Origin of the sequence: Caulobacter sp. SLTY (assembly GCF_009905535.1) — a bacterium.
Taxonomy (GTDB): domain Bacteria; phylum Pseudomonadota; class Alphaproteobacteria; order Caulobacterales; family Caulobacteraceae; genus Caulobacter.
Genome location: NZ_JAAALA010000011.1, coordinates 85850 through 111864 on the forward strand (window position 1 = coordinate 85850; position 26015 = coordinate 111864).

Below are 26015 nucleotides of genomic sequence, written 5' to 3' on the forward strand. Positions count from 1 at the left end.
TGACAAGGGAGGTCGCCGTGATCCGCAGGGCTTTATTGGCATTGGGGTTGCTCGTCGCGCTGGCGGCTCCGGCCGCGGCGCAGGAGCGGCCCAAATGGGCCATAGTCATTCACGGCGGCGCGGGCGTCATCGAACGCGCCAACATGGACGCCAAGACCGAGGCCGCCTATCGCGCCGGCCTCGCTACGGCTCTCGCCGAGGGGCAGCGGGTCCTGGAGCGTGGCGGCAGCGCCATGGACGCCGTCGAGGCGACCATCAAGGTCCTGGAAGACGACCCGCTGTTCAACGCCGGGCGCGGGGCGGTGTTCACGGCCGAGGGGCGCAACGAGCTCGACGCGGCGATCATGGATGGGGCGACGCTGCGGGCCGGCAGCGTGGCCGGGGTGACCCGCACGCGCCACCCAATCAGCCTGGCCCGGACGGTGATGGAGAAGTCGCCGCACGTCATGCTGATCGGCGACGGGGCCGACCAGTTCGCCAAGCAGGCGGGCCTGGAACAGGTCGATCCGGCCTATTTCTTCACCGAGCGGCGGTGGGAGCAGCTGGAGAAGGCGCTGAACGCGGCGCGGCTGCCGATCCCGACCCGGCCGATCAATGCGCCGTCGGCCGCCAAGTCGCTCACCTGGGGCCCGCAGCCGGACGACCATAGGTTCGGCACGGTGGGCGTGGTGGCCCTCGACGCGAACGGCGACATCGCCGCCGGCACTTCCACCGGCGGCATGACCGCCAAGCGCTGGAACCGCGTCGGGGACGCGCCGATCATCGGGGCGGGCACCTATGCCGACAACCGGTCCTGCGCCGTCTCGGCGACCGGATCGGGCGAGTACTTCATCCGCCTGACCGTGGCCCGGACCATCTGCGCCCTGGTGCAGTACAAGGGCATGAGCCTGCAGGCGGCGGCCGACGAGGTGGTCCAGAAGCAGCTGGTCGACATCAGGGGCGACGGCGGCATCATCGCCCTGACCGCCGACGGTCAGTTGGTCTGGAGCTTCAACACCCCCGGGATGTACCGCGCCCAGGCGGCGGCGGGCCGCCCGACGGTCATCAGCATCTACAAGGACGAGCCCTAGAAGGCGCACCATGAGCAAGAAGAACTGGATCCCGGTCCGCGGCGCGCAAGGCGACCACAGCCGCCAGGCCCACGCTGATCTGCCGCAGGGTGCCTACGAGCGGGAGATGTCGAAGGAGGGGTTCTTCGGTCCGGCGGCGTTCCTGTATCACCCGAGGCCGCCGACCGGCTGGTCGAAATTCGAGGGGCCGCTGCGGCCGCGGGCGTTCGACCTCAACCGGTTGAACCAGCCGCAGGCTTCGCCCTGGGACGCGCCGGTGGTGCTCCACAACAACGCCACGGAGCTCCGCTTCTGGAAGCCGGAGGGGGCGCTGACCGATCTGGCGCGCAATGCTGACGGCGACCAGTTGCTGTTTATCCACGCCGGCGCGGGCGACCTGTTCTGCGACTTCGGCCGAATCGGCTACCGGGCCGGCGACTACCTCTACCTGCCGCGTGGGACGATGTGGCGGCTGGCTCCGTCGGAGACCACGGCGGTGCTGACCATCCAGGCGACCAACACCCACTACACCCTGCCGGACAAGGGGCTGCTCGGCCCCCACGCCATTTTCGACCCGGCCATGCTCGACACCCCGGCGATGGACGAGGCCTTCCGCGACCATCAGGCGATGGCCGGCGAGTTCCCGGTGCGGATCAAGAAGCGCGGCCAGGTGTCGGTGGCGACCTATGAGTACAACCCGCTCGACGCCGTGGGCTGGCACGGCGAGCTGTCGCCGGTGCGGCTCAACGTCAAGGACATCCGGCCGGTGGTCAGCCACCGCTACCACCTGCCGCCGAGCGTCCACACCACCTTCCTGAGCGACCGCTTCGTGGTCTGCACCTTCACGCCACGGCCGTTCGAGACCGATCCAGGGGCCATCAAGATCCCCTTCTTCCACAACAACGACGATTTCGACGAGGTGCTGTTCTACCACGCCGGCGACTTCTTCAGCCGCGATCACATCGAGAGCGGCATGATGACCTTCCACCCGAGCGGCTTCACCCACGGCCCGCACCCCAAGGCGCTGAAGAACATGCTCAGCCAGCCGAAACCGGCCACCGACGAATACGCCGTGATGATCGACACCCGCGATCCACTGGAGGTGGGGGTGGGCGCCGCCTCGGTGGAAAACCCGGCCTATGTCGACAGTTGGAAGGCGCAGGGGTGACGGCGCTCGGCCGACGATCGTTGATGGCGGGCCTTGCCGGCCTGCCGCTGGTCGGGGTGGGCGGCGTTGCGGCTGCCGCGCCGGGTGAGGCCGAAGCGCGGAAGGCGCGTTCGATCGCGCGGCTGAAGAAGGAGGGGGTGCCCACCATCGACTGGCTGCCCCGGATCGAGGACTCGGTCGAAGCCCGACCGCCGAGCGCCGATGCCGTCGCCCGGCGCTTCTGCGCCCTGATGTTGATGACCCATCGGGCCCTGGCGAACGACCCGGAAAACACCCGGACATGGCGCGCGGCATTCGCCGACCGGGCGGCGTTTTCGCCCGAGGAACTGACCTTCATGGACGCGGCCGCGCCGACCGAGCATGCGATCATCCAGGCGAGCTGGCTTTGCGAGGCGGCCTTGCCGATGGCCTGGGCGCTGGGGCGGTTCAAGACGCTGGAGCGGCCGGACAAGACCATCGAGGTCGACCGTCTCTGGTCGCTGATCAGCGCGGATGACGGCAAGACCTTTGTGAGTCAGGCCCGGTTGCGGCCCATCGGCGAGATCCTGGACGAGGCTGACCTGATCTATCGCTATCACTGGGCGGTGCGGCAGGCCCGCATCGACGGCAAGCCGGCTCCCGCCGGCCTGGATGGCGGGGTTGTGATGGAGCGGCACAAGGGCCTGAACTGGCTCGTCGGCTATCATGCCGAATGGGACGAGATCACCACCGACACATGAGCCAGCGCATCGACATCGCCCGAACACTCGCCGTCCAGCTGGGAGCGGCGTGGTGACCGATCCCGACCTTCAAGCCTTTGCCGAGGATGAACTCAGCCGCGCCCTGACGCTCTCCTGGCGAGACCTCTCGAAAATCACCCCCTGGGGCGACACCTTCGAAGGCCTGTCCCCGGCCGGGCGCGAGGTGCAGGTGGAGCGGAACTACATCTGGGCCGCCGACGAGGGCGGTGACATTCTCTGCGAGGTGGCCGTGTTCGGCGGTCCGTCACGCTACGACCAAGGGGCGCGGGTCAGTCGCCTCATCAAGAAGCCATAAGGAAACGCCCATGAAGCTCGCCTCCCTCAAGTCCGGCCGTGACGGCAAGCTGGTCGTGGTGTCCAACGATCTGGCCTGGTGCTTCGACGCCTCCGCCGCCGCGCCGACGCTGCAGGCGGCGCTCGACGACTGGGAGCGGTGCGAGCCGATCCTCAAGGCCCTTGCCGCCAGCCTGGAGGTCGGCGGGGTGCCGCGCGAGCGTTTCCATGAGCATGACGCCATGAGCCCCCTGCCGCGCGCCTATCAGTGGGCGGACGGATCGGCCTACGTCAATCACGTGGCCCTGGTGCGCAAGGCGCGGGCGGCGGAGATGCCCGACAGTTTCTGGACCGACCCCTTGATGTACCAGGGCGGTTCGGACGGGTTCCTGGGGCCGCGCGATGCGATCCCGCTGAAGGACGAGTCCTGGGGCTGTGACCTGGAAGGCGAGATCGCGGTGATCACCGGGGACGTGCCGATGGGCGTGACGCGGGAAGAGGCGCTCGGCCACATCCGGCTGGTCATGCTGTGCAACGACGTTTCGTTGCGCAACCTGATCCCCGGCGAACTGGGCAAGAGCTTCGGATTCTTCCAGTCCAAGCCGGCCAGCGCCTTCTCACCGGTAGCGGTGACGCCTGATGCGCTTGGCGAGGCCTGGAAGGACGGCAAGCTGCACGGCCGCCTGGAGGTCGAGCTGAACGGCCAGTCCTTCGGCGAGGCGGACGCCGGGGTCGACATGACCTTCGACTTCGGGACCCTGATCGCCCACGCCGCCAAGACCCGCAACCTCGGCGCCGGCACGATCATCGGCTCGGGCACGGTCTCCAACCGCGACGCCGAGGGCGGCCCGGGCAAGCCTGTCGCCGAAGGGGGTCTGGGCTACAGCTGCATCGCCGAGGTGCGTACGGTGGAGACGCTGCTCAACGGCGAGGCGAAAACGCCCTTCCTGCGCCATGGCGATACGGTGCGGATTGAGATGCGCGATGCGCGCCGCCACACCATCTTCGGCGCCATCGAACAGACAGTGGCGCCCGCGTGACGAGGAGGCGGCCCGTGGCGGCCCATCTGTCCCTGGCCCCGACCCCCGGTGAGGCGGCCGACACCGACCTGACCCTCGACGACTACCTGCCGTTCCGGCTGTCGGTAGCTTCGAACGGTGTCTCCCGGCTGATCGCCAGGGCATATGAGGACCGCTTTGGCCTGACCATCCCGCAGTGGCGGGTGATGGCGGTGCTGGCCGAGGGTGACATGACCCAGCAGCAGGTCGTCACCCGCACGGTGATGGACAAGGTCAGCGTCTCCCGCGCCGCCCGCGAGCTGGTTGCCCGCAGCCTGCTCGCCCGCGACGCCAACACCGCCGATGGTCGTAGCCACCTTCTCAGCCTCACCCCGATGGGCCGGGGCCTGCACGCCGAGATCGCGCCGCTTGCCAAGGCCTACGAGGCGGCCCTGTTGGCCGGGTTGGCGCCCAGTGAGGTGGCCACCCTCAAGCGGTTGCTGGTGCGGCTGGAGGGGGCGGCCGCGCGGCTGTCGGGGCAGGGAGGCTAGGTCGACGCCTCCACGTCGACTTCGTCCTTGGTCGGCGGCCTGGTCCGGTCCCGTTCGATAAGGTCGCCCGGCTCGCAGTCCAGCGCTTCACAGATGGCTTCCAGAGTGCCGAAGCGGATGCCCTTGGCCTTGCCGGTCTTGAGGATCGACAGGTTGGCCAGGGTTATCCCGACCCGCGCCGACAATTCGGTCAGGGTCATTCGGCGGTCGTGCAGGACTTCGTCCAGCTTGATCACGATGGCCATCAGATCATCGCCTGCAGGTCGTTGCGCATCCGCGTCCCTTCCTCGAAGACCCGCGCAAGGACGAAAGCCAGCACAACCATCAGCCAGCCGTTGAAGTCGAGGTCCCAATCGATATGGGCGTCGGCGGACTTGATGACAGCGGCGAAGGCGCCGGCTGCCAGGTTGAAGACCTGCATCACCAGGATGCACCAGGCGATGGTCTTCAGACGGGCCGCGTTCTCCGGCACGAAGGGATCCCCGGCCCCGACCGTCTCGACGATCGCCAGCAGCCGTGTGAGAAGGACGTAGATCGCCGCGAAGAACGGAATGGCCAGCAGCAGGATCCCCCGCAAGGCGAGGATCACTAGGCCGTCATCGATCACCCGCTCCCGGTAGTAGTCCATCAGCCCGACTTCGAAGATGAAGCTGCCGACGAGGCCGAGCGCGACGCCGATGCCGGCGATCACGTTGAGGACGATGAAGATCTTCAGCATCACCCGGGACAGTCCCAGGGTGGGCGTCGAGATGGCGGACATGGAAATCCCTTCAGAATGTTATCGCCAGACAATACAAATTATATCGCAAAACGATAGTGAATTTATTGTAAGGCGATATGTCTCGGTAGCTGTCGACGGTGGGGCCCTGATCGTTGCCGGGTCCCGGACCCTCCGTTTCACGCGTTGACGCCGCGCCCGCCATCGCTAGATTGCGGCCCCTTCGCGATCCCGCCGACGCGAGCCCCTGTGGTGGAATTGGTAGACGCGCCGGACTCAAAATCCGGTTCCGCAAGGAGTGTCGGTTCGAGCCCGACCGGGGGCACCAGGCGGGTCGGGATCGGGGGCCTTCATGAGCTACACCCTCTTTTACGCCCCCGGCACGGCCAGCCTGGCCGTGCACTGGATGCTGATCGAGCTTGGCGTTCCATTCGAGGCCGAGGCGGTGGACATCAAGGCCGAGCGATCGGCGGCCTACCTGGCGCTCAATCCGTCAGGGCGGGTGCCGACCCTGGTGGTGGACGGCCGGCCGGTAAGCGAGTCGGCCGCGCTGTTGATGCTGCTGGCCGAGCGGCATCCACAGGGCGGGTTCGCGCCGGCCGTAGGGGCGCCCGAGCGCGCGGCCTGGATGGAGGCGATGGTCTTCGTGGCCAACACCCTGTCGCCGGCGATGCGGGACTGGTTCTACGCCGAGAAGGACGGGGATCCGGCCGGCGCGGCCGCCGTGCAGGCGCTGGCCCGGCTACGGATCGAAGGGGCGTTCGAACGACTGGACGGGATGCTGGCCGACGGGCGGCCGTATCTGCTGGGCGAAATGGTCACCACTGTGGACCTCCTGGCCACCATGCTGATGCGCTGGTCGCGCAACATGGAGCGCCCGGCGACGAGCTGGTCCCGGCTGGGGCCGTATGTGACTCGGATGCGAGCGCGGCCGGGGTTCGTCGCGGTTTGTCGTCGGGAGGGGCTGACCGAGTGGCTCAACGCCTGAGCGCCAACCTGCGCCGCGCTCTTGCGCCCCGTCAGATCGTTCCTGCCATGGCCGACTCAGCCGGACGCCAGCTTCGCTCCTCGTTGTGTCGATGCTCCCGGCGGCGGCGGCGGGCATCGTGCAGGCTGTCGGCCAGGATGAGGAGTTGGTCGTCGGTGCATAGCGCCGCGGCGGTGGCCATCTGCTCGCGCAGGCGTTCGAATGCGTCCGGATTGAGGAAGGGATGATCCGCAGACATGGTGTTGCCTCTAATCGACGTAGAAGGAATGAACTCAACGTCAGCGGGTTCCCGAAAAATTCATGGTTTACAAATACTTGCTGGCGCCCTCCGGCAGTCCGGCCAGGAAGGCGGCAGGGTAGAGTGGAGCTGAGCGTGGCCGTGTTTTTACCAGCCAGACCGCTGCCAGAGGTAGCATGGCGCCGATCAGGGCCAGCTTGAGCAGCACTGTTCCGCCAACCGCCGAAGGGAGCGCCAGCAGCGCAATCGCCGCCAGCAAGAGTCCCGCGCCCGCGAAAGCCGCCTGGGCGAGATAGGCGGTCCAGCCGGCCCCGAGCCAGCCGCGCGCGGTCGGCGCCGCCGCCTCGATCCGGGCGATGCAGGCCAGGGCGAACCGGCTGAAGGCCTCCGATCGGTCCTCGAAGTCGCCGACCCCGCGCAGGTGGGCGTTGTCGATCAGCAGGCGCGGACTCTGGCGGCTGGCGATTTCCAGCACATGGCGCCAAGGCTTCCAGCGGGTCGGGGCGAAAGCGGCGCGGACGGCGACCACGTCGCGCCAGGGCGCTGTCAGGCTCTCGCCCCCCGGCCGGACCCAGATCAGCGCGTCCGGCTCGACCCGCCACTGGTGCTCCTCCCGATCGAAGGCGGTCTGTCGCTTGGCATAGGTGATCGTCATTGAAGCCCCCCGAACGTGAGGTTGCGCGGGGCCATCTCCGCCCGCCTCGCCCGAAAAGGGGGTTCGCCGCTTGCCGGGGGTCAAACGGCCGTTCAACATGACCCCAAAAAGTGGGGAAACGCGTTGATGGCTACGGAACGACACAGCAATTGGCGGCTCGCCGGCTTCGCGAGCCTGTCGATCCCGCTGACCGCGATGATGCTGCCGGTCACGCTCTACCTTCCCAACTATTACGCCACCGACCTGGGGGTCAGCCTGTCGGGGGTGATGTGGGCCTTCGCGGCCATGCGGATCTTCGACCTGGCCTTCGACCCGGCGCTTGGCCTGGTCATGGACCGGGTGGAGACGCGGTTCGGGCGGTTCCGGCCGTGGGTGGTGGCGGGCGTCCCGATCGCCATGATCGGCCTCTACATGCTGTTCATGGCCGAGCCGGGGATTACCCCGATCTACATCCTGGGCTGGATGATCTTCGCCATGATCGGCCAGTCGATGGGCCAGCTGGGCGCCATGGCCTGGGTGGCGCAGGCCGCGCCGCAATACAGCGAACGGACCCGCGTCTACGGCTGGATGCAGGCGATGACCCTGATCGGCATGCTGGTCATCCTGACCCTGCCGGTGATCGTCGCCAAGCTGGGCGGCAGTGACGCCCTGGGTGTGCAGGTGATGGGCTGGCTGGTCATCGGGCTGTTGCCGCCGACCGTGCTGCTGGCGTTGAAGTCCTTGCCGGAGCCGCCCGTCCGCAGCTCAGGCGAGGTTGCCGGCTGGCAGCATTATTGGGCGATGATCCGCCGGCCGAACGTGCTGCGGCTGCTGGGGACCGACATCCTGCTGGGCACGGCCCCGACGCTCGCCGGCACCCTGCTGTTCTTCTACTACCAGGCAGCCTACGGCATCGACCGGGGGGAGGCGGCGGCCTTCCTGCTGTTCTACTTCGTCGGCGGGCTGGTCGGGGCGCCGATCTGGCCGCTGCTGGCCAAGCGGATCGGCAAGCATCGGGCGCTGACCACGGCGGCGGTCATCTACGCCTTCTTCCAGGTCCTGGTGCTGGTCGCGCCCAACAATGACGGCGCGCGGATCGCCCTGATGTTCCTGGCCGGGCTGCCGTTCGGGGCGGGGTCGATCCTGTTGCGCTCGATGATGGCCGATGTGCGGGACGAGGTGCGGCTGGAAACCGGCGTCGACCAGTCGGGGATGCTGTTCTCCCTGCTCAGCGGCACCATCAAGATCGGCACTACCATCGCCGTGTCCGGGTCCCTGGCCATTCTCACCGCGGTCGGCTTCGACGCCAAGGCCGGCACGGCCAACAGCGAGCAGGCGGTAACGGTGCTGGGCCTGCTGTTCACCCTGGCGCCGGCCGCCATGGGCCTGATCGCGGCCTGGCTGATCAGCGGCCACAAGCTGGACGCCGCTGCTCACGACGAGATCCGCCGCCGGCTGGATGAGCGAGACGGGGAGGAGGACGAGCGGGCCGGCGCCGAGCCCCTGCCCAACGTCGGCCTGTCGCCGGCCTGGAGCGCCGAGGCGCCGCACACCGAGCCCCTGAAGCCGAAGTAGCGCGCCGCCGCCGCCCGGCCCATAGTGCCCAAAAGACCAAGGGAGACGCCGTCATGACCCGCTCGAACGTCCTGGAGATCGAACCGCTGTCGCCGGCCATCGGGGCGGTGCTTCGGGGGGTGAACCTGGCCGAACGGGCCAGCGACGACCTGGTCGGCGACATCCGGGCGGCGCTGCTGAAGCACCAGGTGATCTTCTTCGAGGGGCAGGACTTCACCCCCACACAACAGCGGGACTTCGCGGCCCGGTTCGGCGACCTGCACGTCCATCCGCTCTATGACCGGGACGAGGGCCACCCGGAGATCATGATCATCGACAATCACGTCGATAATCCCACCGACAACAACTTCTGGCACACCGACGTCACCTTCATCGACACCCCGCCGATGGGCTCGATCCTGGCGGCGCGGCAGCTGCCGCCGGTCGGCGGCGACACCATGTGGGCCTCGATGACGGCGGCCTACAACGCACTGAGCAAGCCGATGCAGACGTTCCTGCAAGGCTTGGAAGCGGTTCATGATTTCTCCTACGCCTTCACCGCCGACGGGCTGGCGGGATCCCAGGCAGGGCGCGAAAAGTACGAGAAGGCGGTGGCGGCTAACCCGCCGGTCACCCATCCGGTGATCCGCAGCCATCCGGAGACCGGGGAGCCCGGCATCTTCGTCAACTCGGTGTTCACCCGGCGGATCAAGGGGCTGCGGCGCGAGGAGTCGAAGGCGCTGATGGCCTTCCTCAACAACCACATCCAGCAGCCGGAGTTCGTAGTCCGCTGGCGCTGGCGTCCGGGCGACGTGGCTTTCTGGGACAACCGCAACACCCAGCACCGGGCCGTCGACGACTTCCTGCCCCACCGGCGGATCATGACGCGGGCGACCGTGCTGGGCGACAAGCCGGTGTTCAAGGCGTGATCCGGACGGCCAGCTGCTGCTGCGGCGGGCTGAAGGCCCACTGCGAGGGCGAGCCGGCGCGGGTAAGCGTCTGCCACTGCCTGGAATGCCAGAAGCGGACGGGCAGCGCCTTTGGGGTGCAGGCGCGGTTCGCCCAGGAGCAGGTGCGCGTGGAGGGACCGAGCGGGCGTTTCGAGCGGGTGGGGGACGAGGGCACCCGGGCCGCCTTTCAGTTCTGTCAGAGCTGCGGCACGACGGTGCTGTGGCGGAACGAGGAGATGCCGGGTCTGGTCGCCGTGGCCGTGGGCGCCTTCGCCGATCCAAGCTTCCCAGCGCCCAAGCGCACGGTCTACGAGGACCGGGCGCACCCGTGGGTGGAGTTGCACGGGATCGAGGAACGGTGGGATTAGCGGCAGGCGGCGACGCAGGCCTTCGCCAGTTCCGCGGAACCGTCGATGAAGGGGACGGCGAGGTCGGCGGGGGATAGGACCAGGGGGACTTCGGTGCAGCCTGCGATAACCGCTTGGGCGCCCTGCTGCTCCAGGCCGCCCGCGCAGGCCGCCATGAGGGCGTGGACGGCGGGGCCGGTCTCGCCGGCTTTGATGCGGTAAAGGACGGCCATGAAGGCGTCCTGGGCTTCGTTCGTCGGCAGGACCGGCTCCAGGCCGGCTTCGGTCAGGCGGTCGCGGTAAAGGTCGAGGGCCAGGCGGGTGCCGAGGACGCCGACACGGCGGGCGCCGCCGGTCGCGGAGATGGCCACGTCGATCAGGTCGATAAGGGGGAGGGCGCTGGCCTGGCGAACCTCCTCCGTGTGGAGGTGGGCGGTGTTGCATGGCATGGCCAGGATCTCTGCGCCGGCTTGGCGCAGGCGGACGGCCATGTCCGCGAGGACCGGGCCGGCCGCGCCGTCGCCGACATTGCGGTCAGGCACCTGGGGGTTCAGATCCATCAGGACGCGGATGTGGTCCTGGTCCCGCGAGGCGGGGGTGGCGGCCTGCAGCTTGGCCAGGAAGTCTAGGGTGGCGGCGGGCCCCATGCCGCCTAGGACGCCCAGCACCTTCATCTAGAGCATCGCCTCCAGCTGGTGGTGATAGCCGGACAGGCCCTGGGCGCCGCCGGTGTGGAGGAAGACCACCGTCTCGCCCCTGAAGACGCCGGCCTTGGCCAGCGCGATCAGGCCCTTCAGCGCCTTGCCGGTATAGACCGGGTCGAACAGCAGGCCCTCGGTGCGGGCGGCGAGGCTCAAGGCGTCAGTCACGCCGTGGTCGATCAGGCCATAGCCGGCGCCGACGTAGTCGCAGTCGGCGATCACCTGTTCACGTTTGACGCGGCCCTCGTGGCCCAGCCGGGCGGCGGTCTCCACAGCCAGCTTGTGGACGTTGAATTCCTGTTTCTCCTTGGGCGCCCGGACGCCGATTCCGAGGATCGGTATGTCGGCGCCGCTGACCGCGAAGCCGGCGACGAGGCCTGCGTGGGTGCCGGCGCTGCCGGTGGCGGTAATCAGGCGGTCGATCTTCAGGCCCGTGGCATTGGCCTGGGCGGCCAGTTCCAGGGCGCAGTCGACATAGCCAAGGGCGCCGGTGCTGTTCGAGCCGCCGCCGGGGATGATGTAGGGGCGTTTTCCCTCCGCCTTCAGCCTAGCGGCCAGATCGTCCATGGCAGCGTTCATATCGGTGTCGGCTGGGACGGTGCGCATGGTGGCGCCCATCAGCCGGTTGAGCAGCACATTGCCCGAGCCGACGTACTCGGCCGATTGGTCGCCGGTGCGATCCTCCAGAATCACCTCGCAGGCCAGGCCGAAGCGGGCGGCCGCGGCGGCCGTCTGGCGCACATGGTTGGACTGAACAGCCCCTTGAGTGATCAGGGCGTCGGCTCCGGCGTCCAGCGCCTCGCCGAGCAGGAACTCCAGCTTGCGGGTCTTGTTGCCGCCGCCCGCCAGGCCGGTGCAGTCGTCACGCTTGATCCACAGCTCGATACCGAGTTCAGCGCCCAGGCGTGGGGCCGGCTCCAGCGGTGTCGGAAGGTGGGCGAACCGGGCGCGAGGAAAGCGAGTGAGGTTCATTTCGTGATCCCGTGTTCTGCGAAACGTGGTATGGTCGAGATGGTCATAACTCGAACGCTGGGGAGGAAACACAATGCCCAGTAAAATCGCGTTCGCCGCCGCCGCAATGACGGCCGCTTCCATTCTGATCTCGACTCCCGCCTCGGGCGCCTCGCTGGTGCTCGGCCAGGGCTTGGCGACGACCTGTTCCAAGGCGGCGCTGAGCGATCGAAAGGACCTCAAGTCCATCGATACCTGCACCCAGGCCCTGGAGACCCAGGCCATGGGACCCCGCGACCGGGCCGGCACCTTCGTCAACCGCGGCATCCTGAAGCTGCGACGCAAGTCGTATGACGACGCCCGCATCGACTTCGCCGAGGCGCTGAAGCTCGATCCGGACCTGGGCGAGGCCTACGTCAACTGGGGCGCCAGCCTGATTGCCGAGAACCGTTATGCCGAAGGGCTGTCGGAGATCGATCGCGGCATGGCCCTCGGAGTCGACGAGCCGGAGAAGGCCTGGTTCAACCGCGCGATCGCCTATGAGGGCATGAACGATCCGAAGAACGCCTACCTGGCCTACCAGAAGGCGGTCGAGCTGGCCCCCGAGTGGCAGGCGCCGCAGGTGCAGCTGACGCGGTTCTCGGTCACCCGGCGGTGAGGACCCTCCTGCTGGCGGTGACGCTGGGGATGCTGGCGGCGGGATCCGCCAGCGCCTCGGTGCTGGTGCTGGGCGAGGGGCTGGCGCCGGCCTGTTCCAAGGCGGCGTTCGCCGGCCGGTCGGATCGCGCCTCGCTGGAGATCTGCACCCGCGCATTGGCTGAGGGGCTGGCGGCCCGTGACCGCGCCGGCACCCTGGTCAACCGCGGGGTGATCCGAATGCGCGCCAAGGCCTATGGCCCAGCCGCCCGCGACTTCGAGGAGGCGATCCGGCTGCAGCCGGACCTTGGCGAAGCGTTCGTCAATCGGGGCGTCTTGCGGATGGCGGACCGGGACTACGCCGGGGCGCTGGCGGAAATCGACCGTGGGCTGACCTTGGGCGTCGATGAGCCCGCCAAGGCCTACTTCAACCGAGCCCTGGCCAAGGAAGGCATCGGCGATGCGACAGGAGCCTGGGCCGACTATCGGCAGGCCCAGGCGCTGGACCCGGAATGGGATGCGCCGGCGAAGATGCTGGTGCGGTTCACGGTGACGCGGAAGTAGTCCCCTCTCCAGACGAGTGTGAGGAGGATCAACTGACCGGTAACCGCGTTCCTCTGGACGCGCCGCGCCGATTGGGGCCTCTTAGGGCGCGTGAGCGGCTGGGGAGATCTGAGATGGAATGGCGCGGCGGTCGGCGGGGCGGCAATATCGAGGATCGTCGGGGCATGGGCGGCGTCGGCGCCGCGACCGGGGGCATCGGAGTGGTCGGCATCGTGGCGGTGCTGATCGGGGTGTTCGTCTTCGACATCGACCCTCAGCAGATGATGTCGATCGTCGGCGGGGCCGGCGGTGGGGCGCCGGTGCAGGAGGGCGCGCGCGGCACGCCAGGTGATGAGGCCGGGCAGTTCGTGGATGTTATCGAAACCTCGACCACCGATGTCTGGACGGCGATCTTCTCGGCCTCGGGCCAGAAGTATCAGCCGCCGGCCGCGGCGGTGCTCTACGATCAGGCGACCGGCACGGGGTGCGGGACCGGGCAGGCGGCGATGGGGCCCTTCTACTGTCCGGCGGACCAGAAGATATACCTCGACCTGTCGTTCTGGTCTGAGCTGGAGAGCAAGTTCGGAGCCGGCGGCGAATTCGCCCGGGCCTATGTGATCGCTCACGAGGTCGGCCACCACGTCCAGAACCTCCAGGGTGCGATGGACAAGGCCCAACGGATGGGGATGCGCGGTGAAGAGTCCGGCGCTGTAAGGCTGGAGCTGCAGGCCGACTGCTACGCCGGCGTGTGGGCCGCGCGGGCGGCCAACGGGCGGATCCAATTCAACGCCCAGGACATCAGCGACGGGCTGGGCGCGGCCTCGGCGGTCGGGGACGATACGATCCAGAAGCGTACGCAGGGTCGGGTGGTGCCCGACGCCTTCACCCATGGCTCGGCGGAGCAGCGGATGCGCTGGTTCCGGCGGGGGTATGAAGCGGGCGACCCGGTGGCCTGCGATACGTTCAGCGCGGCGACGCTGTAGGGGTCACGTAGCTCTCCGCCGTCATCCTCGGGACAAGCCCGAGGATGACGGTGGTACGGGGGTGAGGGCGGTTGGGCGGTGAGGGCGCGACGCGCCCTCACTAAACAACGCCTACCCCGCCGGCTTCAACTCCGGCCCCACCACATCCTCATCGTCAGGTTTGATGTCCATGCGGACATCGTCGCCCTGGCGCACCCGGTCGGCCCAGCGTTGGCGGCCGCGGAGCAGGAGGTAGATGTTTTTGAACCGGCGGACGAGGGTCTTGGGCGCCGCCAGGGCGGCCGGGGTGATGAACAGGGTCAGCAGGGTGGAGAAGCTGAGGCCCCAGACCACCGAGGCAGACAGCTGGACCCACCATTCGGAACCCGGCGCCTTGTACTCGAAGTGGAAGCCCCGGAAGTTGGGGTGCAGCTGGAACATCAGCGGCAGCAGGCCGACGACCGTCACCACCGTGGTCAGCATGACCGGCCGGAACCGCTGGACCGCCGAGCGCATGGCCGCCTCGTCAGGCTCATAACCCTGCCTTCGCAGCTGGTAGAAGGTGTCGACCAGCACGATGTTGTGGCCGACGATCACCCCCGCTAGGGCAACAATGCCTGTGCCCACCATCAGCATCGAGATGAAGTCGAAGGTGTTGGCCAAGTTGACCACGATGCCGAGCAGCACGCCGATCGTCGACAGGATCACCGCCGAGAGGGTGACGAAGATCCCGTAGAAGCTGTTGAACTGCCACAGCAGGATCACGCCCATCATGAACAGGGTGGCGGCCATGGCGCCGATGAAGAAGGCGCCGGCCTCCTGGTTTTCCTCGTCCGCCCCGACGAACTTCCAGCGGACGCTGGAGTCGATCTGCGCCTTTTCCAGCCAGGGCCTCAGCTCGGCGATCTTCTGGTTGGAGGCGATATTGTCGATCGTGTTCGCCTGCAGGATCACCATGCGCTGGGCGTTACGGCGCTGAATGCTGGTCACCTGCTGCGTCGGGGTGGTCTTGACGAAGTAGCTGGCCGGGACCGGGCCGAACGGGGTGGTGATCTTCAGTCGCTCGAAGGCCGCCAGGTTGCGGGCCTCAGGGGTGAAGCGGACACGGATGTCCAGCTCGTCCTCGGCGTCGTCGGGCCGGAAGCGGCCGGCCAGTACCCCGGTGGTGACGAACTGCAGCGCCTGGCCCACGGACAAAACGTCGACGCCGTAGCGGCCGGCGGCCTCGCGGTCGATGGTCATGTTCCACTCGATGCCGGGCGAGGCGCGGTTGTCCTCATGCTCGATAAGCTGCGGGTCAGCCTCCAGCTTGGCCTTGATCAGGTCGGCGGCCTGGTTGAGAGCGACGGGGTCGCCGCGCAGCTCGACCTGGATATCTTTGCCCTGGGGCGGACCGCCCTGAGGCAGCCGCACCTCAGTCAGTACGCCGGGCACGTCGGCGACCCGCTTGCGGATCTCGTCGGTGATGTCCTTGCCGCGGACGCCCAGCTCCTTGCGCTCCTCGAAGTCGACGTAGTCGATCTGGATGCGGCCGATACTGTCGGCCGGCGGGGCGCCGAAGCCGCCGCCGCCGCTGAACTTGCCGGCGGAGACGTAGATGGACTCGATGCCCTTGATCCCAGCCAGCCGTTGCTCGACCCCGGCGACCAGGGTGTTGGCCGCCTCGGCGGACAGGTTGCCCCGCGCCTTGACGTAAACGGAGGAGTACTCCGGATCCTCGTCGAGGAAGAATTCGACCCGGTGCTCCTTCATCGAGAAGGCCACCACGATCACCGCGATCACCGCCAGCGCGACGCCGGTCACCCGCATGGGGTGATGGCCCGACCACCAGAGGACGCGGGCGTACCAGCCCATGAAGCCGGACATCTCACGGGGGTCGCCCTGCTCGGACTTCCGGATCTCTTCCAGGTGATGCAGATCGACGCCCTGCTTGCGGCCGAAGATCGAGCCGAACGCCGGCGTAAAGATCAGGGCCACAAAGATGGAGGCGCTGAGCACGATCATCAGGGTGATCGGCAGGAAGCTCATGAACTTGCCGGCGATGCTGTTCCAGAACAGGAAGGGCACGAAGGCGCAGAGGGTGGTCAGGGTGCCGTTGACCACCGGCCAGAACATCCGCTTGCCGGCGGCGGCGAAGGCCTGGGCGCGGTCCTGCCCCTCGGCCATCTTCCGGTCGGCGTACTCCACCACCACAATGCCGCCATCGACCAGGATCCCCACCGCCAGCACCAGGCCGAACATCACCATCTGGTTGAGGGTCAGGCCGAACGCGGTGAGCAGCAGGAAGCCGATCATGAAGCAGACCGGAATGGAGATGCCGACCATCAGCCCCTGACGCACGCCCAGGCTGCCCACGATGATGGTCATCACCAGGATGGTGGCGATTATCAGCCCGCTTTCCAGGATAGTCAGGCTGCGCTCGATGAACTCGCTTTCGTCGAAGGTGTAGTCGACCTGGATGGTCGAGGGCCACCGCTTCTGCTCCTCGGCGACCGCCTCGCGCACCTGCTTGACGCTGTCGAGGACGTTGGCGCCGGAGCGCTTGATGACATCGATGGCGAAGGTCGGCTGGCCGTTGAAGCGGCTGATCCGGTTGGGCTCCTTGAAGGTGCGGCGCACCTCGCCGAGGTCGCCGACGGTGATCAGCCGGTCGCCGTTGCGCTTCACCGGCAGGGCCAGGATGTCCTCAGGGCCTTCGACGACGCCCGGCACCTTGACCGCGAACTCGGTCTTGTCAGTGCGCAGGTTGCCGGCGGGGACCAGCTGGTTGTTGCGGGCGATGACCTGGGCCAGTTCGGTGGCGGAGACGTTGGCGGCCTCCATCTTGACCGGATCGATGGTGACTTCGAGCAACTCCTCGCGGCCGCCGCCGACCTCTGTGCGCAGCACGCCGGGCAGGGCCTCAAGGCGGTCCTGCAGTTCCTGGGCGGTCTGGAACAGGGTGCGCTCGGGCGCGGCCCCGAACAGCATGATGCCGATGAAGGGGTTATCGTTGACGTTGTTCTCGCTGATGATCGGTTCTTCAGCATCGGGCGGGAAGCGGCCCCGGGCCATGTCGACCTTGGCGCGGACGTCCTCCAGCACCTTGTCCTTGTTGAAGTTGACCTCGAACTCCAGGTAGACGATCGCCGCGTTCTGCACCGCGACGGCGTTCATCTCCTTCAGCCCCTCCAGCGACTGGAGCTCGGTCTCCAACGGACGGACCAGCAGGCGCTCGGCGTCCTCCGGCGAGACGCCAGGGTAGGGCACGGTGATGCCGACGAAGGGCACCGGGATGTCGGGGTTGGATTCCCGGGGCAGGTTCAGATAGGCGATGAAGCCGAACAGGCTGGCGATCACGGCGATGCCGAGAACGACCTTCCTACGCTTGATCGCGCCGTCGATCAGGGCGTCGATCATCGGGCGGTCGCCTTGGTGCGGACGCTCTGGCCTTCGCCGACGAAGGACTGGCCGACCGTGATCAGCTGGATCGGCCCGTCGATGCCGCGCACCCAGACGCCTTCCGGCGTCTCGTCCATCACCTCCACCGGAATAAAGGCCACCCGGTTATCGGCCACGACGTGGCGGACGCCCTGACGGCCGTCGGAGCCGAGCACCAGCGCGGCCGGCGGGATCAGGTGGGCCGGGGCGACGCCTGCGGTCACGCGCACGTCGGCCGAGACGCCGGAGCGGGCCCGCATACCGGGGTTCTGGGCCTGGATCTCGACCCGGTAGGTGCGGGTCTGAGCGTCGGCGTCACGGGCGATGGAGCGGACACGGCCGGTCAACTGCTCGCCGGAGGAGAGAGTGGCGACCACCGCGTCGCCGGCCCGGAATTGGCTGGTCAGGCGCTCAGGGATATCGACCACGATGAGCACGGGGTTCAACTCGATCATCGTGCCGCAGGCAGCGCCGGGCGACAGGTAGGTCCCGACCTCGGCGTCGCGCCGGTCGAACACGCCGCTGAAGGGCGCGCGGACGTTGACCTGCTCCAGCAGCACCTCGGCGGCCCGAACGCTGGCCTGGGCGGAGTCGAGGTTGGCCTGGTCCTGCAGCACCTGGGTCTGGGAGCGGTAGCCCTGGGCGGCGAGTCGTTCGGAGGCCTGCTTCTGGAGCTGGCGGGATTTCAGGTTGGCGCGGGCTTGGTCGACCGAGGCCTGGCGGGCGTCGACGCTGATCCGGCACAGGATGGTCCCCTTGCGCACGAAGGCGCCCTCGGGGGTCGGGGTGGAGATCACCGGGCCGGCGGTTTCGGCCCGCACGACCACCGCCTTGTTGGCTTCGGTGCGGCCACGCAGCAGGGTGGTCGAGGGACGCATGGTCGGCTCGATCAACTGCGTGGTGACCAGCAGGGCGCTGTTGGCGGCCTTCGGCGCCTCGGCTTTCTTCTTCTCCGCGCCCATGGACATCAGGGGGCCGACCACGATGAACAACAGCAGCACGAAGCCGATGATCCCGGCCGCGACCAGGTAGGATTGTTTGATCTTCATCGCTCGCCCTTGGGCGCGCGCAGCCGTCGCGCCGCGAGCGCCTGATCCCCAACAGTAATCTAAACACTGTTCTGATATGCTGGAGACCGGGGTTCGGGCAAATGAATTTCGAGACAGGATGGACCGATCCGTCCAGTCGTGGCCGCCACGCTTCCCATCGGCGCCGTACGGTCCCATAAGCGCCGTCATGAGCCGACTGTGGGACATCACCCAGCCCCTTCGCCCCGGCATGCCGCACTGGCCCGGGGATACGCCGTTCGAGAGCGAGGGGGTGTGGAGCATGGGGCCGGGCGTGCCGGTCAATGTCGGCCGGTTCTCCAGTTCCGCGCACAACGGCACCCATGGGGATGCGCCGTTTCACTATGACGCGGGAGGGGCGACGGCCGAGGGCGTCGATCTGGAGATCTATCTGGGGCCCTGCCGGTTGATCGACGCGCGGGGCGCCGGGGCGCGAGTCGAGGCGGTCGATCTGGAGGGCCTGTTGGACGGCACGCCGCCCCGGGTGCTGCTGCGGACCTATGACGACTTCCCGCACGACGCCTGGGACAGCGATTTCAAGGCGGTGTCGCCGGAGGCCATCGCCCTGTTGGCTGACCATGGCGTTCGGTTGATCGGGGTCGACTCCATGTCGCTTGACCCGGAGACGTCCAAGACCATGGACGCGCACCGGGCGGTGGCGGCGCGGGGGATGGCGATCCTGGAGGGGCTGGTGCTGACCGAGCCGCCGCCGGGGGATTACGAGCTGATCGCCCTGCCGCTGCCGCTGGTCGGGCTGGACGCCTCGCCGGTGCGGGCGGTGCTGCGGGAGCTGGCGCGATGAGCGAGGCCGCGGAACTGGACGCCGCCGATCCGCTGGCCGGCTTTCGGGATGAGTTCGAGCTGCCGGAGGGGGTGATCTATCTCGACGGCAATTCGCTGGGGCCTTTGCCCAAGGCGGCCAGGGCGCGGATGCGCGAGGTGGTGGAGACCCAGTGGGGCGTCAGCCTGATCCGGGGCTGGAACGACCACGACTGGATGGGGGCTCCGACGCGGGTGGGCGACGCCATCGCCGGGCTGATCGGGGCGGGGCAGGGGGAGGTGATCGTCGCCGACTCGACCTCGGCCAACCTGTTCAAGCTGGCCGTGGCGGCGATGCAGGCGCGGCCGGATCGCAAGGTTGTGCTGTCGGAGCCGGGGGACTTCCCGACCGACCTCTACATGCTCGAAGGGGCGGTGCGGACCCTGGGCCAGGGGCGGCGGCTGGAGCTGCGCCCGGCCGAGGCGATCGAGGCGGCGCTGAGTGAGGATGTTGCGGTGCTGGTCCTCTGCCACGCCCACTACAAGACCGCCCGCATCCGCGATATGACCCGTCTGACCGCCGCCGCCCAGGCCGTGGGCGCGCTGGTGATCTGGGACCTGAGCCACAGCGCCGGGGTGCTGGAGGTGGACCTGAACGGCTGCAACGCCGACCTGGCGGTGGGCTGCGGCTACAAATACCTGAACGGAGGGCCGGGGGCGCCGGCCTTCCTGTTCGTCGCGCGGCGGCATCAGGAGACGCTGGTCTCGCCCCTGTCCGGCTGGATGGGCCACCAGGCGCCGTTCACCTTCCAGGACGCCTATGACCCGGCGCTGGGTATCCAAAGGTTCGCCTGCGGCACCCCGCCGGTGCTGGGGGTGAGCGCGCTGGAGTGCGGCGTCGACATCGCCGCGCGGGCGGGCGCCAGGGCGATCCGGGCCAAGGCGGCGGCGCTGACCGACCTCTTCATCCGCCGCGTCGAAGCGGGGCCGGCGGCGGCCGAGCTGCGGCTGGTCACGCCCCGTGAGGCGGGCCTGCGCGGTGGCCACGTCAGCTATGCCCACCCGGACGGCTACGCCATCGTCCAGGCCCTAATCGCCCGAGGCGTGATCGGCGACTTCCGCGATCCGGACATCGCCCGCTTCGGCTTCTCGCCCCTGCCGCTCAGCTTCGCCGAGGTCGCCCGCGCGGCCGACATCCTCGGCGAGGTGGTGGCGACCGCCCAGTACGACCAGCCCCGCTTCCGCCAGCGCGCGGCGGTGACCTGAAGGAGACCCTCATGCGATACCTGCACACCATGGTCCGGGTGAAAGACCTCGACGCCGCCCTCGATTTCTACTGCGCCAAGTTGGGCCTGGCCGAGGTGTCGCGGGTGGAGAACGCCGGCGGGCGGTTCACCCTGGTCTTCCTGGCCGCGCCAGACGATGTGGAGATGGCCCGCGAGCGCAAGGCGCCGATGGTCGAGCTGACCTACAACTGGGACACCGAGGACTACCAGGGCGGCCGCAACTTCGGCCACCTGGCCTATGCGGTCGACGACATCTACGCCGCCTGCCAGCGGCTGGCCGACGGCGGGGTGACCATCAACCGTCCGCCGCGCGACGGCCACATGGCGTTCGTGCGGTCGCCGGACGGCATCTCCATCGAACTGCTGCAGAAGGGCGACCGGCTGGCGCCGGCCGAGCCCTGGGCCTCGATGCCCAACGTCGGGGCCTGGTGATGAAGCTCGCCGGCCGCAAGGCGCTGGTCACCGGCGGGGCGCATGGCATCGGCTTGGCTTGCGCCCGCGAGTTCGCCCGCGAGGGGGCGGACGTGGTGCTGCTCGATATAGACGGGCCGGGTGCGGCGGCGGCGGCGGGCGAGATCGCCGCCGAGACCGGCCGCAAGGTCGCCGGGCTGGCCTGCGACATCGCCGATGCAACAGCGGCGCGCGAGGCGGTCGCCGAAGCGGCCCTGGCCATCGGGACCATCGACATCCTGGTCAACAACGCCGGGGTGCTGGCGGCGGGCGACATTCTCACGGCCAAGTTGGAGGACTTCGACCGGGTGGTGTCGGTGAACCTGCGCGCCGCCTTCGTGATCGGTCAGGCCGTGGCCCAGCGGATGGTCGAGGCCAAGGTCAAGGGCGCGATCATCAACATGAGCTCGATCAACGCGGTGATGGCCATCCCCGCCCAGCTGGCCTACGTGACCAGCAAGGGGGCGATCAACCAGCTGACCAAGGCCATGGCCCTGGGGCTGGCGCCGCACGGCATCCGGGTGAACGCCATCGGTCCGGGCACCATCGCAACCGATATCCTCAAGGGCGTGATGACCAGTCCCGACGCCGCCAAAGGCATCCTGTCGCGCACGCCGCTCAAGCGGTTCGGCGAGCCGGAAGAGATCGGCCGGGTGGCGGTGTTCCTGGCCAGCGAGGATGCCAGCTACTTCACCGGCCAGACCCTGTATCCGGACGGCGGCCGGCTGGCGCTGAACTATACGGTGGCGGTGGACTGATCCGCCCGGTCCAGCCAGGCCGCCGCCAGCGCGAAGAGCCCGGCGAAGGCGGCGGCCAGCCAGACCGCGCCGAAGCCCATCCGGCTGTAGGCGAGGGCCCCAGCCCACGCCCCGCCCGCCAGGCCTGACCACAGCAGGAGGTAAGGCAGCCAGGACCATCGCTCGCCTCCCCGCAGGGCCAGCGCGAGGCGATGGCCGAGCTTGACCAGGGCGCCGGTCATATAGGTCACCCCGAAGGCGACCTCGCCATTGCGCTCGAAGGCGGCGTTGGCGGCGCCCATGGCGGCCGCGAGCATGAGGGCCGCCACCAGGGGCGATGCCGAGGGTCGCAGGAGGGCGGCCAGGATGATCGCTGTGGCGACCAGCACCAGCACCGCCGTCCGCCTATGCCGCCCCGCCAGATGACCGATGAGCGATCCGGTCGTCACCCCGACCACAAACGCACCGATCAAGGCCGCGGCGGTCGCCGCTGCTCCGGGCGCCAGGGCCAGGCCGACCCCGAGGCGGGTGGAGTTGCCGCTCATGAAGGAAACGAAGAAGCCGCCGATACCGAGGAAGGCGATCGCGTCGATAAACCCGGCCAGGGATGACAGGCCGATGGCCAGCGCGCGAAGCGGGCGGCTGTGGTGATGCATCAAGTTCGCCCCAGGCGATTAACCGGCTCCAACCTAGCGGGAGTCGGCCTGGTCGCTCACCCTGGTGAACGCTCGCCGATCCGCGGCGTTAGCGCCCCGTCGGGGTCCCCGGCGGGAACCAAGCGAGGGCCATCATGGCTGGCCGCCTGAAGACCTACACGGCCGAACTTGACGGCCTGAACGACTGGATCGTGGCGGCGCCCAACCAGAAGGCGGCGCTGGAGGCGTTCGGCGTCCATCAGGACCTGTTCGCCCAGGGACAGGCCGGGGTGACCACCGATTCGGCGATGGTCGACGCCGCGACGGCCTCTCCGGGCCAGCCGTTAAAGCGGCCCAAGGGTGGCAAGGGTCGGTTCAAGGCCGGGCCGGCGGACAGTGACTGGTCCGAAGCGCTGAAGGCGGCCGGCAAGGGCGCCAAGCCCCCGAAGAAGGTTAGTCGCGCCAAGCTCGACAAGGCCGAGGCGGCGCTGAAGGCGGCCGAGCGGGCGGGGGAGGCGGAGCTGGCGCGGCTCGAGGCCGAAGTTGCGGGCGCGCGCGAACGGCTGGCGAAGGCCCGGGCTCTCCATGATGCCGAGGTCGACATGGCCCGGGCAGCCGTCGAGGCCGAGAGAGCGGCCTACCGAAAGGCCTCTGACTGATCTGCGATGTGTGGAAGCCTTCCGATGGCTCCCCGGGCAGGACTCGAACCTGCGACCCGGCGGTTAACAGCCGCCTGCTCTACCAACTGAGCTACCGAGGAACATCGCTTCGGAAGGAGGCGGCGTATACGCCGGGGGCGGCGGCGGTGCAAGCCGTGTGCGGCGGAAAAAAAGAGCCCGGCGGTGAGGCCGGGCTGTTCAAAGTCTTTGATGGTGGGGTGTCTTCAAGGAAGACGGCGTGAGGGTCGGCAAACATGGTTAATCATTGGTGAATTTCTCGCCCTGATCCCCGGTCGGGCGGCCCAGGCGGCGGGCCATGACCGCGGCCGCCACCATCAGGGCGCCGACCACCAGGAAGGACGCGGCGCGGGTCACGCCGTCCAGGCTGGCCATGTCGATCAGCACCACTTTGAGGGCGACGGTCAGCAGAACAGCCAGCGACAACCAGCGCAGGGCTCGCTCGCGCCACGCCGAGGCCAGGGCCAGCAGGCCAGCGCCGAACAGGGCCCAGGCCGCCGAATAGGTCCAGGATTCGAAGCTCTCGATTCGGCCCCCGGCCATGGCCGGCTCGAACAGCCATCGGACGGCGAGGGTGGTCAGCAGAAGGGCCTGGAGCCCGGCGACCGTCAGGCCGATCTCCCGGGCCGCGTCACGGAGGGCGGCGCCGTTCCAGGCCGACAGGGCGACCACCCCGGCCAGCAGAGCGAAGGAAATTGCCGGCGGGCCGAGCGGCGTATCCGCCGCGCCCCACCAGGGGCAGAAGAACAGCCCCGTCAGCATCAGCACGAAGGGCGGCGCCAGTAGGCCGGCGACCTCGGCCGTTCGGCGGGCGTCGGCGCGGGCGGCCTGAGGTCCGACCCGGCGCAGGATCGGCGGGGCGAGCAGCAGGATGAGCCCAAGGGCGCAGATCTCGGCGAAGCTGGTCGCGCCGACGGCCAGGTCCACGGGATGGAACAGGCGGCGGGTCTCAAGGATCGCCCAGGTCAGGGCGAGGACCGCAGCGATCGCCCCGTAGATGCGGCCGCCGAGAGGCCGCCCGGCGCGATAGAGCCGGGTCGCGGCGACACCGAAGACGGCGGCCGGGGCCAGGAAGGCAAGGAGCAGGATATTGATCAGGGGGATGGGGCCGACCGCCTCGCTCCACAGTCCCCACCAGGGGTTACGGATCGTCATCGGACCGCAAAGGGCATGGAGCGCCGCCGCGCCGAGCAGCAGGTGCGGGCCGACCCGAACGATCAGACCCCTGAGGTCGCGGAGCGCCAGCAAGGCCGAGCCGCCGGCCAGGGCAAGCAGCAAGGTGCGCAGGGCGCTCTCCATCAGAGGGCCGATGGCCGGCTGGTCACCCGAGGCGGCGAAGCGCAGGGCCAGAAAGGCGCCGATCAGGACCTGGGCCACCGCGGCGGCGCCCAGCACCTGGCGCGTGGCGCCGAAGGGTGGGGCCGGCGCGATCCGCCAGGCGGCCAGGGCGGTCAGCCCTGCGGCCGAGAGGCTGGCGACCAGACCGAGGCCCGCGCCGCCGGGGCCGGCGAGGGCGGCTTCCACGGATTCGGGGGCTAGGCCCGAGGCGGTGGCGAGGCCGGCGGCGGCCATGGCCGCGAGGCTGAGGGCGCGCCAGCCGACGCGGCGTTGCAGCAGCGCCAGCAGCAGGGCCGCGCCGGCGAAGGCGGGCGGCAGGGCGGCCAGCGGCGCCGACTGGCGGATCGCCATCAACAGGGTTGCGGCGGCGGCGAGGGCCCAGGCGTCCAGGTGGAGATCGGCGGTGGGACCGGGGCTCCTGCGATGCAGCCAGACGGCCGCCAATGCCGCGGGGACCCCGGCCGCCAGCGGCAGCAGGGCGGCGGCCGGGCTCTTCAGCCCGAACCCCGCGGCGGCGGCGAGCAGCAGCAGGGCGACGGGCGGGATGGCCAGGATGGGGTTGTCCCGCCGCTGGGGCTCCAGGGCGCGCAGGCCGATCAGGACCAGCGGAATGGCCGCGAGGACCGCAGCCGCGCGGGCCAGTTCGAGGGTCTCGGAAGGCGCATAGGCGATGACCCCGGTCAGGCCCGCCACCAGCACGGCGATCGGTGGCGCCAGCAGCCAGGACGGCCCCCCGCCGCGCCGGACAGCCTCGGCCGCCAAGGCGCCCAGGATCACGGCCGTCGCGCACCCAGCGGCGACCGCGACAGGGTCGGCGGCGTGGAGGAAAAGGACCATGGCCGAGAAGCTGGCCAGGGTCAGGCCGCAGGGCAGGACGGCGTCCGCGTATCGGACCATCGCCGCGTTCACCCTGGACCGGTAAGCCAAGGCCAGGCCCGCCAGGGCCAGGGGCGCCAGCGTCAGGCGCCAGGTGTCGGCGTCCGGCGCCGTGACGAAATTGAGGATCAGGGCCCCGGCGACGGCGCTGAGCACGCTGGCCCCCCAGCCCCGCCGAGCACCGACCACGACACCCGTCGCGGCCACCGCCAGGAGATGGAGGAACAACGCCGGCTCGCTCCAGTCCTGCGGCCGTGTCAGCAAGGGGGCCGCCAGGGCTCCGAACAGGGCCATCAGGGCGAGGGGCTCGCGCCGCCGGGTCGACAGGGCCAGCAACCCGCCCGAGACCGCGAGCAGCAGGCCGCCGGAGAGGCCGGCGCCGATGAAGTCATAGAGGGCGTGGGCCGCCCAGACTGTAGCGTAGAGGGTGCTGGCGCCCGCGCCGGCGAGCACGGCCGAGGCCAGCTGCTGGCCACGCGGCCCCGGCCGGCGACGCAGGACTTCCGAGGCCATCAGCATCGCCCCGGCGAGCGCGATGGCCATGACCAGGCGCACCAGCGGCGTCAGCAGGCCCTGCTGGGCCGCGTAGCCGACCAGGAAGACGCCACCCAGCACCAGCCCGCCGCCGCCCAGCCAGGCCAGGCCTTTCTCGGCGAGCAGGGCGCCCAGGTCGATCGACGGCGGGGGCCGCGGAGGGGGCGTCACGGGAGGCGGCGGCTCCAGCGGCGGCCAGGGATTGGGTCGCTCGATCCTGGGCTCGGGGGACGCC

Annotated in this window: 28 protein-coding genes and 2 tRNA genes; 19 read left to right on the plus strand and 11 right to left on the minus strand. The window is 69.2% G+C overall.

Features of this window, described 5'->3' with window-relative positions; genetic code table 11:
- Positions 1–17 precede the first annotated feature (17 nt).
- Genes GVN21_RS08535 through GVN21_RS08560 form a run of 6 tightly spaced genes read left to right on the plus strand, consistent with a single transcriptional unit; the run spans position 18 to position 4779 of the window.
- Positions 18–1070, plus strand: coding sequence for an isoaspartyl peptidase/L-asparaginase (locus GVN21_RS08535; protein WP_346764233.1), 1053 nt, complete (start codon positions 18–20; stop codon positions 1068–1070).
- A gap of 10 nt (positions 1071–1080) precedes the next feature.
- On the plus strand, positions 1081–2217 hold the full coding sequence (locus tag GVN21_RS08540; protein WP_166574299.1) for a homogentisate 1,2-dioxygenase: 1137 nt from the start codon (positions 1081–1083) through the stop codon (positions 2215–2217).
- A 23-nt stretch (positions 2218–2240) separates the two neighbouring features.
- Positions 2241–2936, plus strand: coding sequence for a DUF4272 domain-containing protein (locus tag GVN21_RS08545; RefSeq protein ID WP_166574300.1), 696 nt, complete (start codon positions 2241–2243; stop codon positions 2934–2936).
- 52 nt (positions 2937–2988) lie between these two features.
- Positions 2989–3252 carry a hypothetical protein gene (locus GVN21_RS08550; protein WP_166574301.1) on the plus strand — a complete coding sequence of 88 codons (264 nt, stop codon included), beginning with the start codon at positions 2989–2991 and terminating at the stop codon, positions 3250–3252.
- Between the two features lie 10 nt (positions 3253–3262).
- On the plus strand, positions 3263–4270 hold the full coding sequence (locus GVN21_RS08555) for a fumarylacetoacetate hydrolase family protein (protein WP_166574302.1): 1008 nt from the start codon (positions 3263–3265) through the stop codon (positions 4268–4270).
- A gap of 14 nt (positions 4271–4284) precedes the next feature.
- Positions 4285–4779, plus strand: a complete 495-nt coding sequence (locus GVN21_RS08560; protein ID WP_166574303.1) for a MarR family transcriptional regulator — start codon at positions 4285–4287, stop codon at positions 4777–4779.
- On the opposite strand, the gene GVN21_RS08565 is transcribed toward GVN21_RS08560, so the two are convergent.
- On the minus strand, positions 4776–5024 hold the full coding sequence (locus GVN21_RS08565; RefSeq protein WP_166574304.1) for a helix-turn-helix transcriptional regulator: 249 nt from the start codon (positions 5022–5024) through the stop codon (positions 4776–4778). The genes GVN21_RS08560 and GVN21_RS08565 overlap by 4 nt on opposite strands.
- A complete protein-coding gene (locus GVN21_RS08570; protein ID WP_166574305.1) occupies positions 5024–5539 on the minus strand; it encodes a DUF2975 domain-containing protein in 516 nt (171 codons plus the stop codon). The genes GVN21_RS08565 and GVN21_RS08570 overlap by 1 nt, the downstream gene beginning before the upstream one ends.
- 201 nt (positions 5540–5740) lie before the next feature.
- On the opposite strand from GVN21_RS08570, the gene GVN21_RS08575 reads away from it, so the two are divergent.
- Positions 5741–5825 (plus strand) — tRNA-Leu (locus tag GVN21_RS08575).
- Between the two features lie 24 nt (positions 5826–5849).
- Positions 5850–6485: a glutathione S-transferase gene (locus GVN21_RS08580; protein ID WP_166574306.1), complete on the plus strand. Its 636-nt coding sequence runs from the start codon at positions 5850–5852 to the stop codon at positions 6483–6485.
- Between the two features lie 31 nt (positions 6486–6516).
- Here GVN21_RS08580 and GVN21_RS08585 read toward each other — a convergent pair whose 3' ends face one another.
- Complete coding sequence (locus GVN21_RS08585; RefSeq protein ID WP_166574307.1) at positions 6517–6723, minus strand: hypothetical protein; 207 nt, start codon at positions 6721–6723, stop codon at positions 6517–6519.
- Between the two features lie 67 nt (positions 6724–6790).
- Positions 6791–7378, minus strand: a complete 588-nt coding sequence (locus GVN21_RS08590; protein WP_166574308.1) for a hypothetical protein — start codon at positions 7376–7378, stop codon at positions 6791–6793.
- 126 nt (positions 7379–7504) lie between these two features.
- Between GVN21_RS08590 and GVN21_RS08595 the strand changes: the two genes are divergently transcribed.
- The 3 genes from GVN21_RS08595 to GVN21_RS08605 are packed head-to-tail and all read left to right on the plus strand — an operon-like array spanning position 7505 to position 10229.
- Complete coding sequence (locus tag GVN21_RS08595) at positions 7505–8932, plus strand: MFS transporter (protein ID WP_166574309.1); 1428 nt, start codon at positions 7505–7507, stop codon at positions 8930–8932.
- 53 nt (positions 8933–8985) lie between these two features.
- Positions 8986–9840, plus strand: a complete 855-nt coding sequence (gene tauD / locus GVN21_RS08600) for a taurine dioxygenase (protein ID WP_166574310.1) — start codon at positions 8986–8988, stop codon at positions 9838–9840.
- Complete coding sequence (locus tag GVN21_RS08605) at positions 9837–10229, plus strand: GFA family protein (protein WP_166574311.1); 393 nt, start codon at positions 9837–9839, stop codon at positions 10227–10229. Before tauD ends, GVN21_RS08605 begins: the two co-directional genes overlap by 4 nt.
- Here GVN21_RS08605 and GVN21_RS08610 read toward each other — a convergent pair.
- Together GVN21_RS08610 and GVN21_RS08615 are read right to left on the minus strand one after the other, a co-directional pair.
- On the minus strand, positions 10226–10882 hold the full coding sequence (locus GVN21_RS08610) for an amino acid racemase (protein WP_166574312.1): 657 nt from the start codon (positions 10880–10882) through the stop codon (positions 10226–10228). The two genes, GVN21_RS08605 and GVN21_RS08610, sit on opposite strands and share 4 nt — an antisense overlap.
- A complete protein-coding gene (locus GVN21_RS08615) occupies positions 10883–11881 on the minus strand; it encodes a D-cysteine desulfhydrase (protein ID WP_166574313.1) in 999 nt (332 codons plus the stop codon). It abuts the gene before it with no gap.
- 73 nt (positions 11882–11954) lie between these two features.
- Here GVN21_RS08615 and GVN21_RS08620 point away from each other — a divergent pair, with 73 nt between their 5' ends.
- The 3 genes from GVN21_RS08620 (at position 11955) to GVN21_RS08630 (ending at position 14022) form a co-directional block, all read left to right on the plus strand.
- Positions 11955–12518, plus strand: coding sequence for a tetratricopeptide repeat protein (locus GVN21_RS08620; protein WP_166574314.1), 564 nt, complete (start codon positions 11955–11957; stop codon positions 12516–12518).
- A complete protein-coding gene (locus GVN21_RS08625; protein ID WP_346764234.1) occupies positions 12515–13060 on the plus strand; it encodes a hypothetical protein in 546 nt (181 codons plus the stop codon). Before GVN21_RS08620 ends, GVN21_RS08625 begins: the two co-directional genes overlap by 4 nt.
- Before the next feature lie 113 nt (positions 13061–13173).
- A complete protein-coding gene (locus tag GVN21_RS08630) occupies positions 13174–14022 on the plus strand; it encodes a neutral zinc metallopeptidase (RefSeq protein ID WP_166574315.1) in 849 nt (282 codons plus the stop codon).
- A 111-nt stretch (positions 14023–14133) separates the two neighbouring features.
- Here the strand turns inward: GVN21_RS08630 and GVN21_RS08635 are convergent, their stop codons facing one another.
- Both GVN21_RS08635 and GVN21_RS08640 read right to left on the minus strand, forming a co-directional pair.
- Positions 14134–17400: an efflux RND transporter permease subunit gene (locus tag GVN21_RS08635; RefSeq protein WP_166574316.1), complete on the minus strand. Its 3267-nt coding sequence runs from the start codon at positions 17398–17400 to the stop codon at positions 14134–14136.
- Positions 17397–18470, minus strand: a complete 1074-nt coding sequence (locus tag GVN21_RS08640) for an efflux RND transporter periplasmic adaptor subunit (protein WP_166574317.1) — start codon at positions 18468–18470, stop codon at positions 17397–17399. The genes GVN21_RS08635 and GVN21_RS08640 overlap by 4 nt, the downstream gene beginning before the upstream one ends.
- Before the next feature lie 187 nt (positions 18471–18657).
- Here GVN21_RS08640 and kynB point away from each other — a divergent pair, with 187 nt between their 5' ends.
- From kynB to GVN21_RS08660, 4 genes are read left to right on the plus strand one after another with little or no spacing between them, the layout of a single operon-like run.
- On the plus strand, positions 18658–19290 hold the full coding sequence (gene kynB / locus GVN21_RS08645; protein WP_166574318.1) for an arylformamidase: 633 nt from the start codon (positions 18658–18660) through the stop codon (positions 19288–19290).
- Positions 19287–20513, plus strand: coding sequence for a kynureninase (gene kynU, locus GVN21_RS08650; protein WP_166574319.1), 1227 nt, complete (start codon positions 19287–19289; stop codon positions 20511–20513). The genes kynB and kynU overlap by 4 nt, the downstream gene beginning before the upstream one ends.
- Positions 20514–20524: 11 nt before the next feature.
- A complete protein-coding gene (locus tag GVN21_RS08655) occupies positions 20525–20965 on the plus strand; it encodes a VOC family protein (RefSeq protein WP_166574320.1) in 441 nt (146 codons plus the stop codon).
- Positions 20965–21741, plus strand: a complete 777-nt coding sequence (locus GVN21_RS08660) for a glucose 1-dehydrogenase (RefSeq protein ID WP_166574321.1) — start codon at positions 20965–20967, stop codon at positions 21739–21741. The genes GVN21_RS08655 and GVN21_RS08660 overlap by 1 nt, the downstream gene beginning before the upstream one ends.
- On the opposite strand, the gene GVN21_RS08665 is transcribed toward GVN21_RS08660, so the two are convergent.
- On the minus strand, positions 21720–22376 hold the full coding sequence (locus GVN21_RS08665; protein WP_166574322.1) for a DUF1275 family protein: 657 nt from the start codon (positions 22374–22376) through the stop codon (positions 21720–21722). The genes GVN21_RS08660 and GVN21_RS08665 overlap by 22 nt on opposite strands.
- A 134-nt stretch (positions 22377–22510) precedes the next feature.
- Between GVN21_RS08665 and GVN21_RS08670 the strand changes: the two genes are divergently transcribed.
- The gene (locus GVN21_RS08670; protein WP_166574323.1) at positions 22511–23014 is read left to right on the plus strand and encodes a cell envelope biogenesis protein TolA; all 504 of its coding nucleotides are present in this window, start codon (positions 22511–22513) and stop codon (positions 23012–23014) included.
- A gap of 25 nt (positions 23015–23039) precedes the next feature.
- On the opposite strand, the gene GVN21_RS08675 is transcribed toward GVN21_RS08670, so the two are convergent.
- Positions 23040–23115, minus strand: a tRNA-Asn gene (locus GVN21_RS08675).
- Between the two features lie 157 nt (positions 23116–23272).
- On the minus strand, positions 23273–25951 hold the full coding sequence (locus tag GVN21_RS08680; RefSeq protein WP_166574324.1) for a DUF2339 domain-containing protein: 2679 nt from the start codon (positions 25949–25951) through the stop codon (positions 23273–23275).
- Between the last annotated feature and the right edge of the window lie 64 nt (positions 25952–26015).

Bases quoted from the DNA above. Each gene is read 5' to 3' on its own strand.
- GVN21_RS08585 (WP_166574307.1), bottom strand. From the start codon at position 6,723: ATGTCTGCGGATCATCCCTTCCTCAATCCGGACGCATTCGAACGCCTG.
- GVN21_RS08615 (WP_166574313.1), bottom strand. From the start codon at position 11,881: ATGAACCTCACTCGCTTTCCTCGCGCCCGGTTCGCCCACCTTCCGACA.
- GVN21_RS08635 (WP_166574316.1), bottom strand. From the start codon at position 17,400: ATGATCGACGCCCTGATCGACGGCGCGATCAAGCGTAGGAAGGTCGTT.
- GVN21_RS08540 (WP_166574299.1), top strand. From the start codon at position 1,081: ATGAGCAAGAAGAACTGGATCCCGGTCCGCGGCGCGCAAGGCGACCAC.
- GVN21_RS08640 (WP_166574317.1), bottom strand. From the start codon at position 18,470: ATGAAGATCAAACAATCCTACCTGGTCGCGGCCGGGATCATCGGCTTC.
- GVN21_RS08630 (WP_166574315.1), top strand. From the start codon at position 13,174: ATGGAATGGCGCGGCGGTCGGCGGGGCGGCAATATCGAGGATCGTCGG.
- GVN21_RS08565 (WP_166574304.1), bottom strand. From the start codon at position 5,024: ATGGCCATCGTGATCAAGCTGGACGAAGTCCTGCACGACCGCCGAATG.
- tauD (WP_166574310.1), top strand. From the start codon at position 8,986: ATGACCCGCTCGAACGTCCTGGAGATCGAACCGCTGTCGCCGGCCATC.
- kynU (WP_166574319.1), top strand. From the start codon at position 19,287: ATGAGCGAGGCCGCGGAACTGGACGCCGCCGATCCGCTGGCCGGCTTT.
- GVN21_RS08570 (WP_166574305.1), bottom strand. From the start codon at position 5,539: ATGTCCGCCATCTCGACGCCCACCCTGGGACTGTCCCGGGTGATGCTG.
- GVN21_RS08610 (WP_166574312.1), bottom strand. From the start codon at position 10,882: ATGAAGGTGCTGGGCGTCCTAGGCGGCATGGGGCCCGCCGCCACCCTA.
- GVN21_RS08670 (WP_166574323.1), top strand. From the start codon at position 22,511: ATGGCTGGCCGCCTGAAGACCTACACGGCCGAACTTGACGGCCTGAAC.
- GVN21_RS08655 (WP_166574320.1), top strand. From the start codon at position 20,525: ATGCGATACCTGCACACCATGGTCCGGGTGAAAGACCTCGACGCCGCC.
- GVN21_RS08545 (WP_166574300.1), top strand. From the start codon at position 2,241: ATGGCGGGCCTTGCCGGCCTGCCGCTGGTCGGGGTGGGCGGCGTTGCG.
- GVN21_RS08555 (WP_166574302.1), top strand. From the start codon at position 3,263: ATGAAGCTCGCCTCCCTCAAGTCCGGCCGTGACGGCAAGCTGGTCGTG.
- GVN21_RS08620 (WP_166574314.1), top strand. From the start codon at position 11,955: ATGCCCAGTAAAATCGCGTTCGCCGCCGCCGCAATGACGGCCGCTTCC.
- GVN21_RS08660 (WP_166574321.1), top strand. From the start codon at position 20,965: ATGAAGCTCGCCGGCCGCAAGGCGCTGGTCACCGGCGGGGCGCATGGC.
- kynB (WP_166574318.1), top strand. From the start codon at position 18,658: ATGAGCCGACTGTGGGACATCACCCAGCCCCTTCGCCCCGGCATGCCG.
- GVN21_RS08590 (WP_166574308.1), bottom strand. From the start codon at position 7,378: ATGACGATCACCTATGCCAAGCGACAGACCGCCTTCGATCGGGAGGAG.
- GVN21_RS08665 (WP_166574322.1), bottom strand. From the start codon at position 22,376: ATGCATCACCACAGCCGCCCGCTTCGCGCGCTGGCCATCGGCCTGTCA.
- GVN21_RS08580 (WP_166574306.1), top strand. From the start codon at position 5,850: ATGAGCTACACCCTCTTTTACGCCCCCGGCACGGCCAGCCTGGCCGTG.
- GVN21_RS08595 (WP_166574309.1), top strand. From the start codon at position 7,505: ATGGCTACGGAACGACACAGCAATTGGCGGCTCGCCGGCTTCGCGAGC.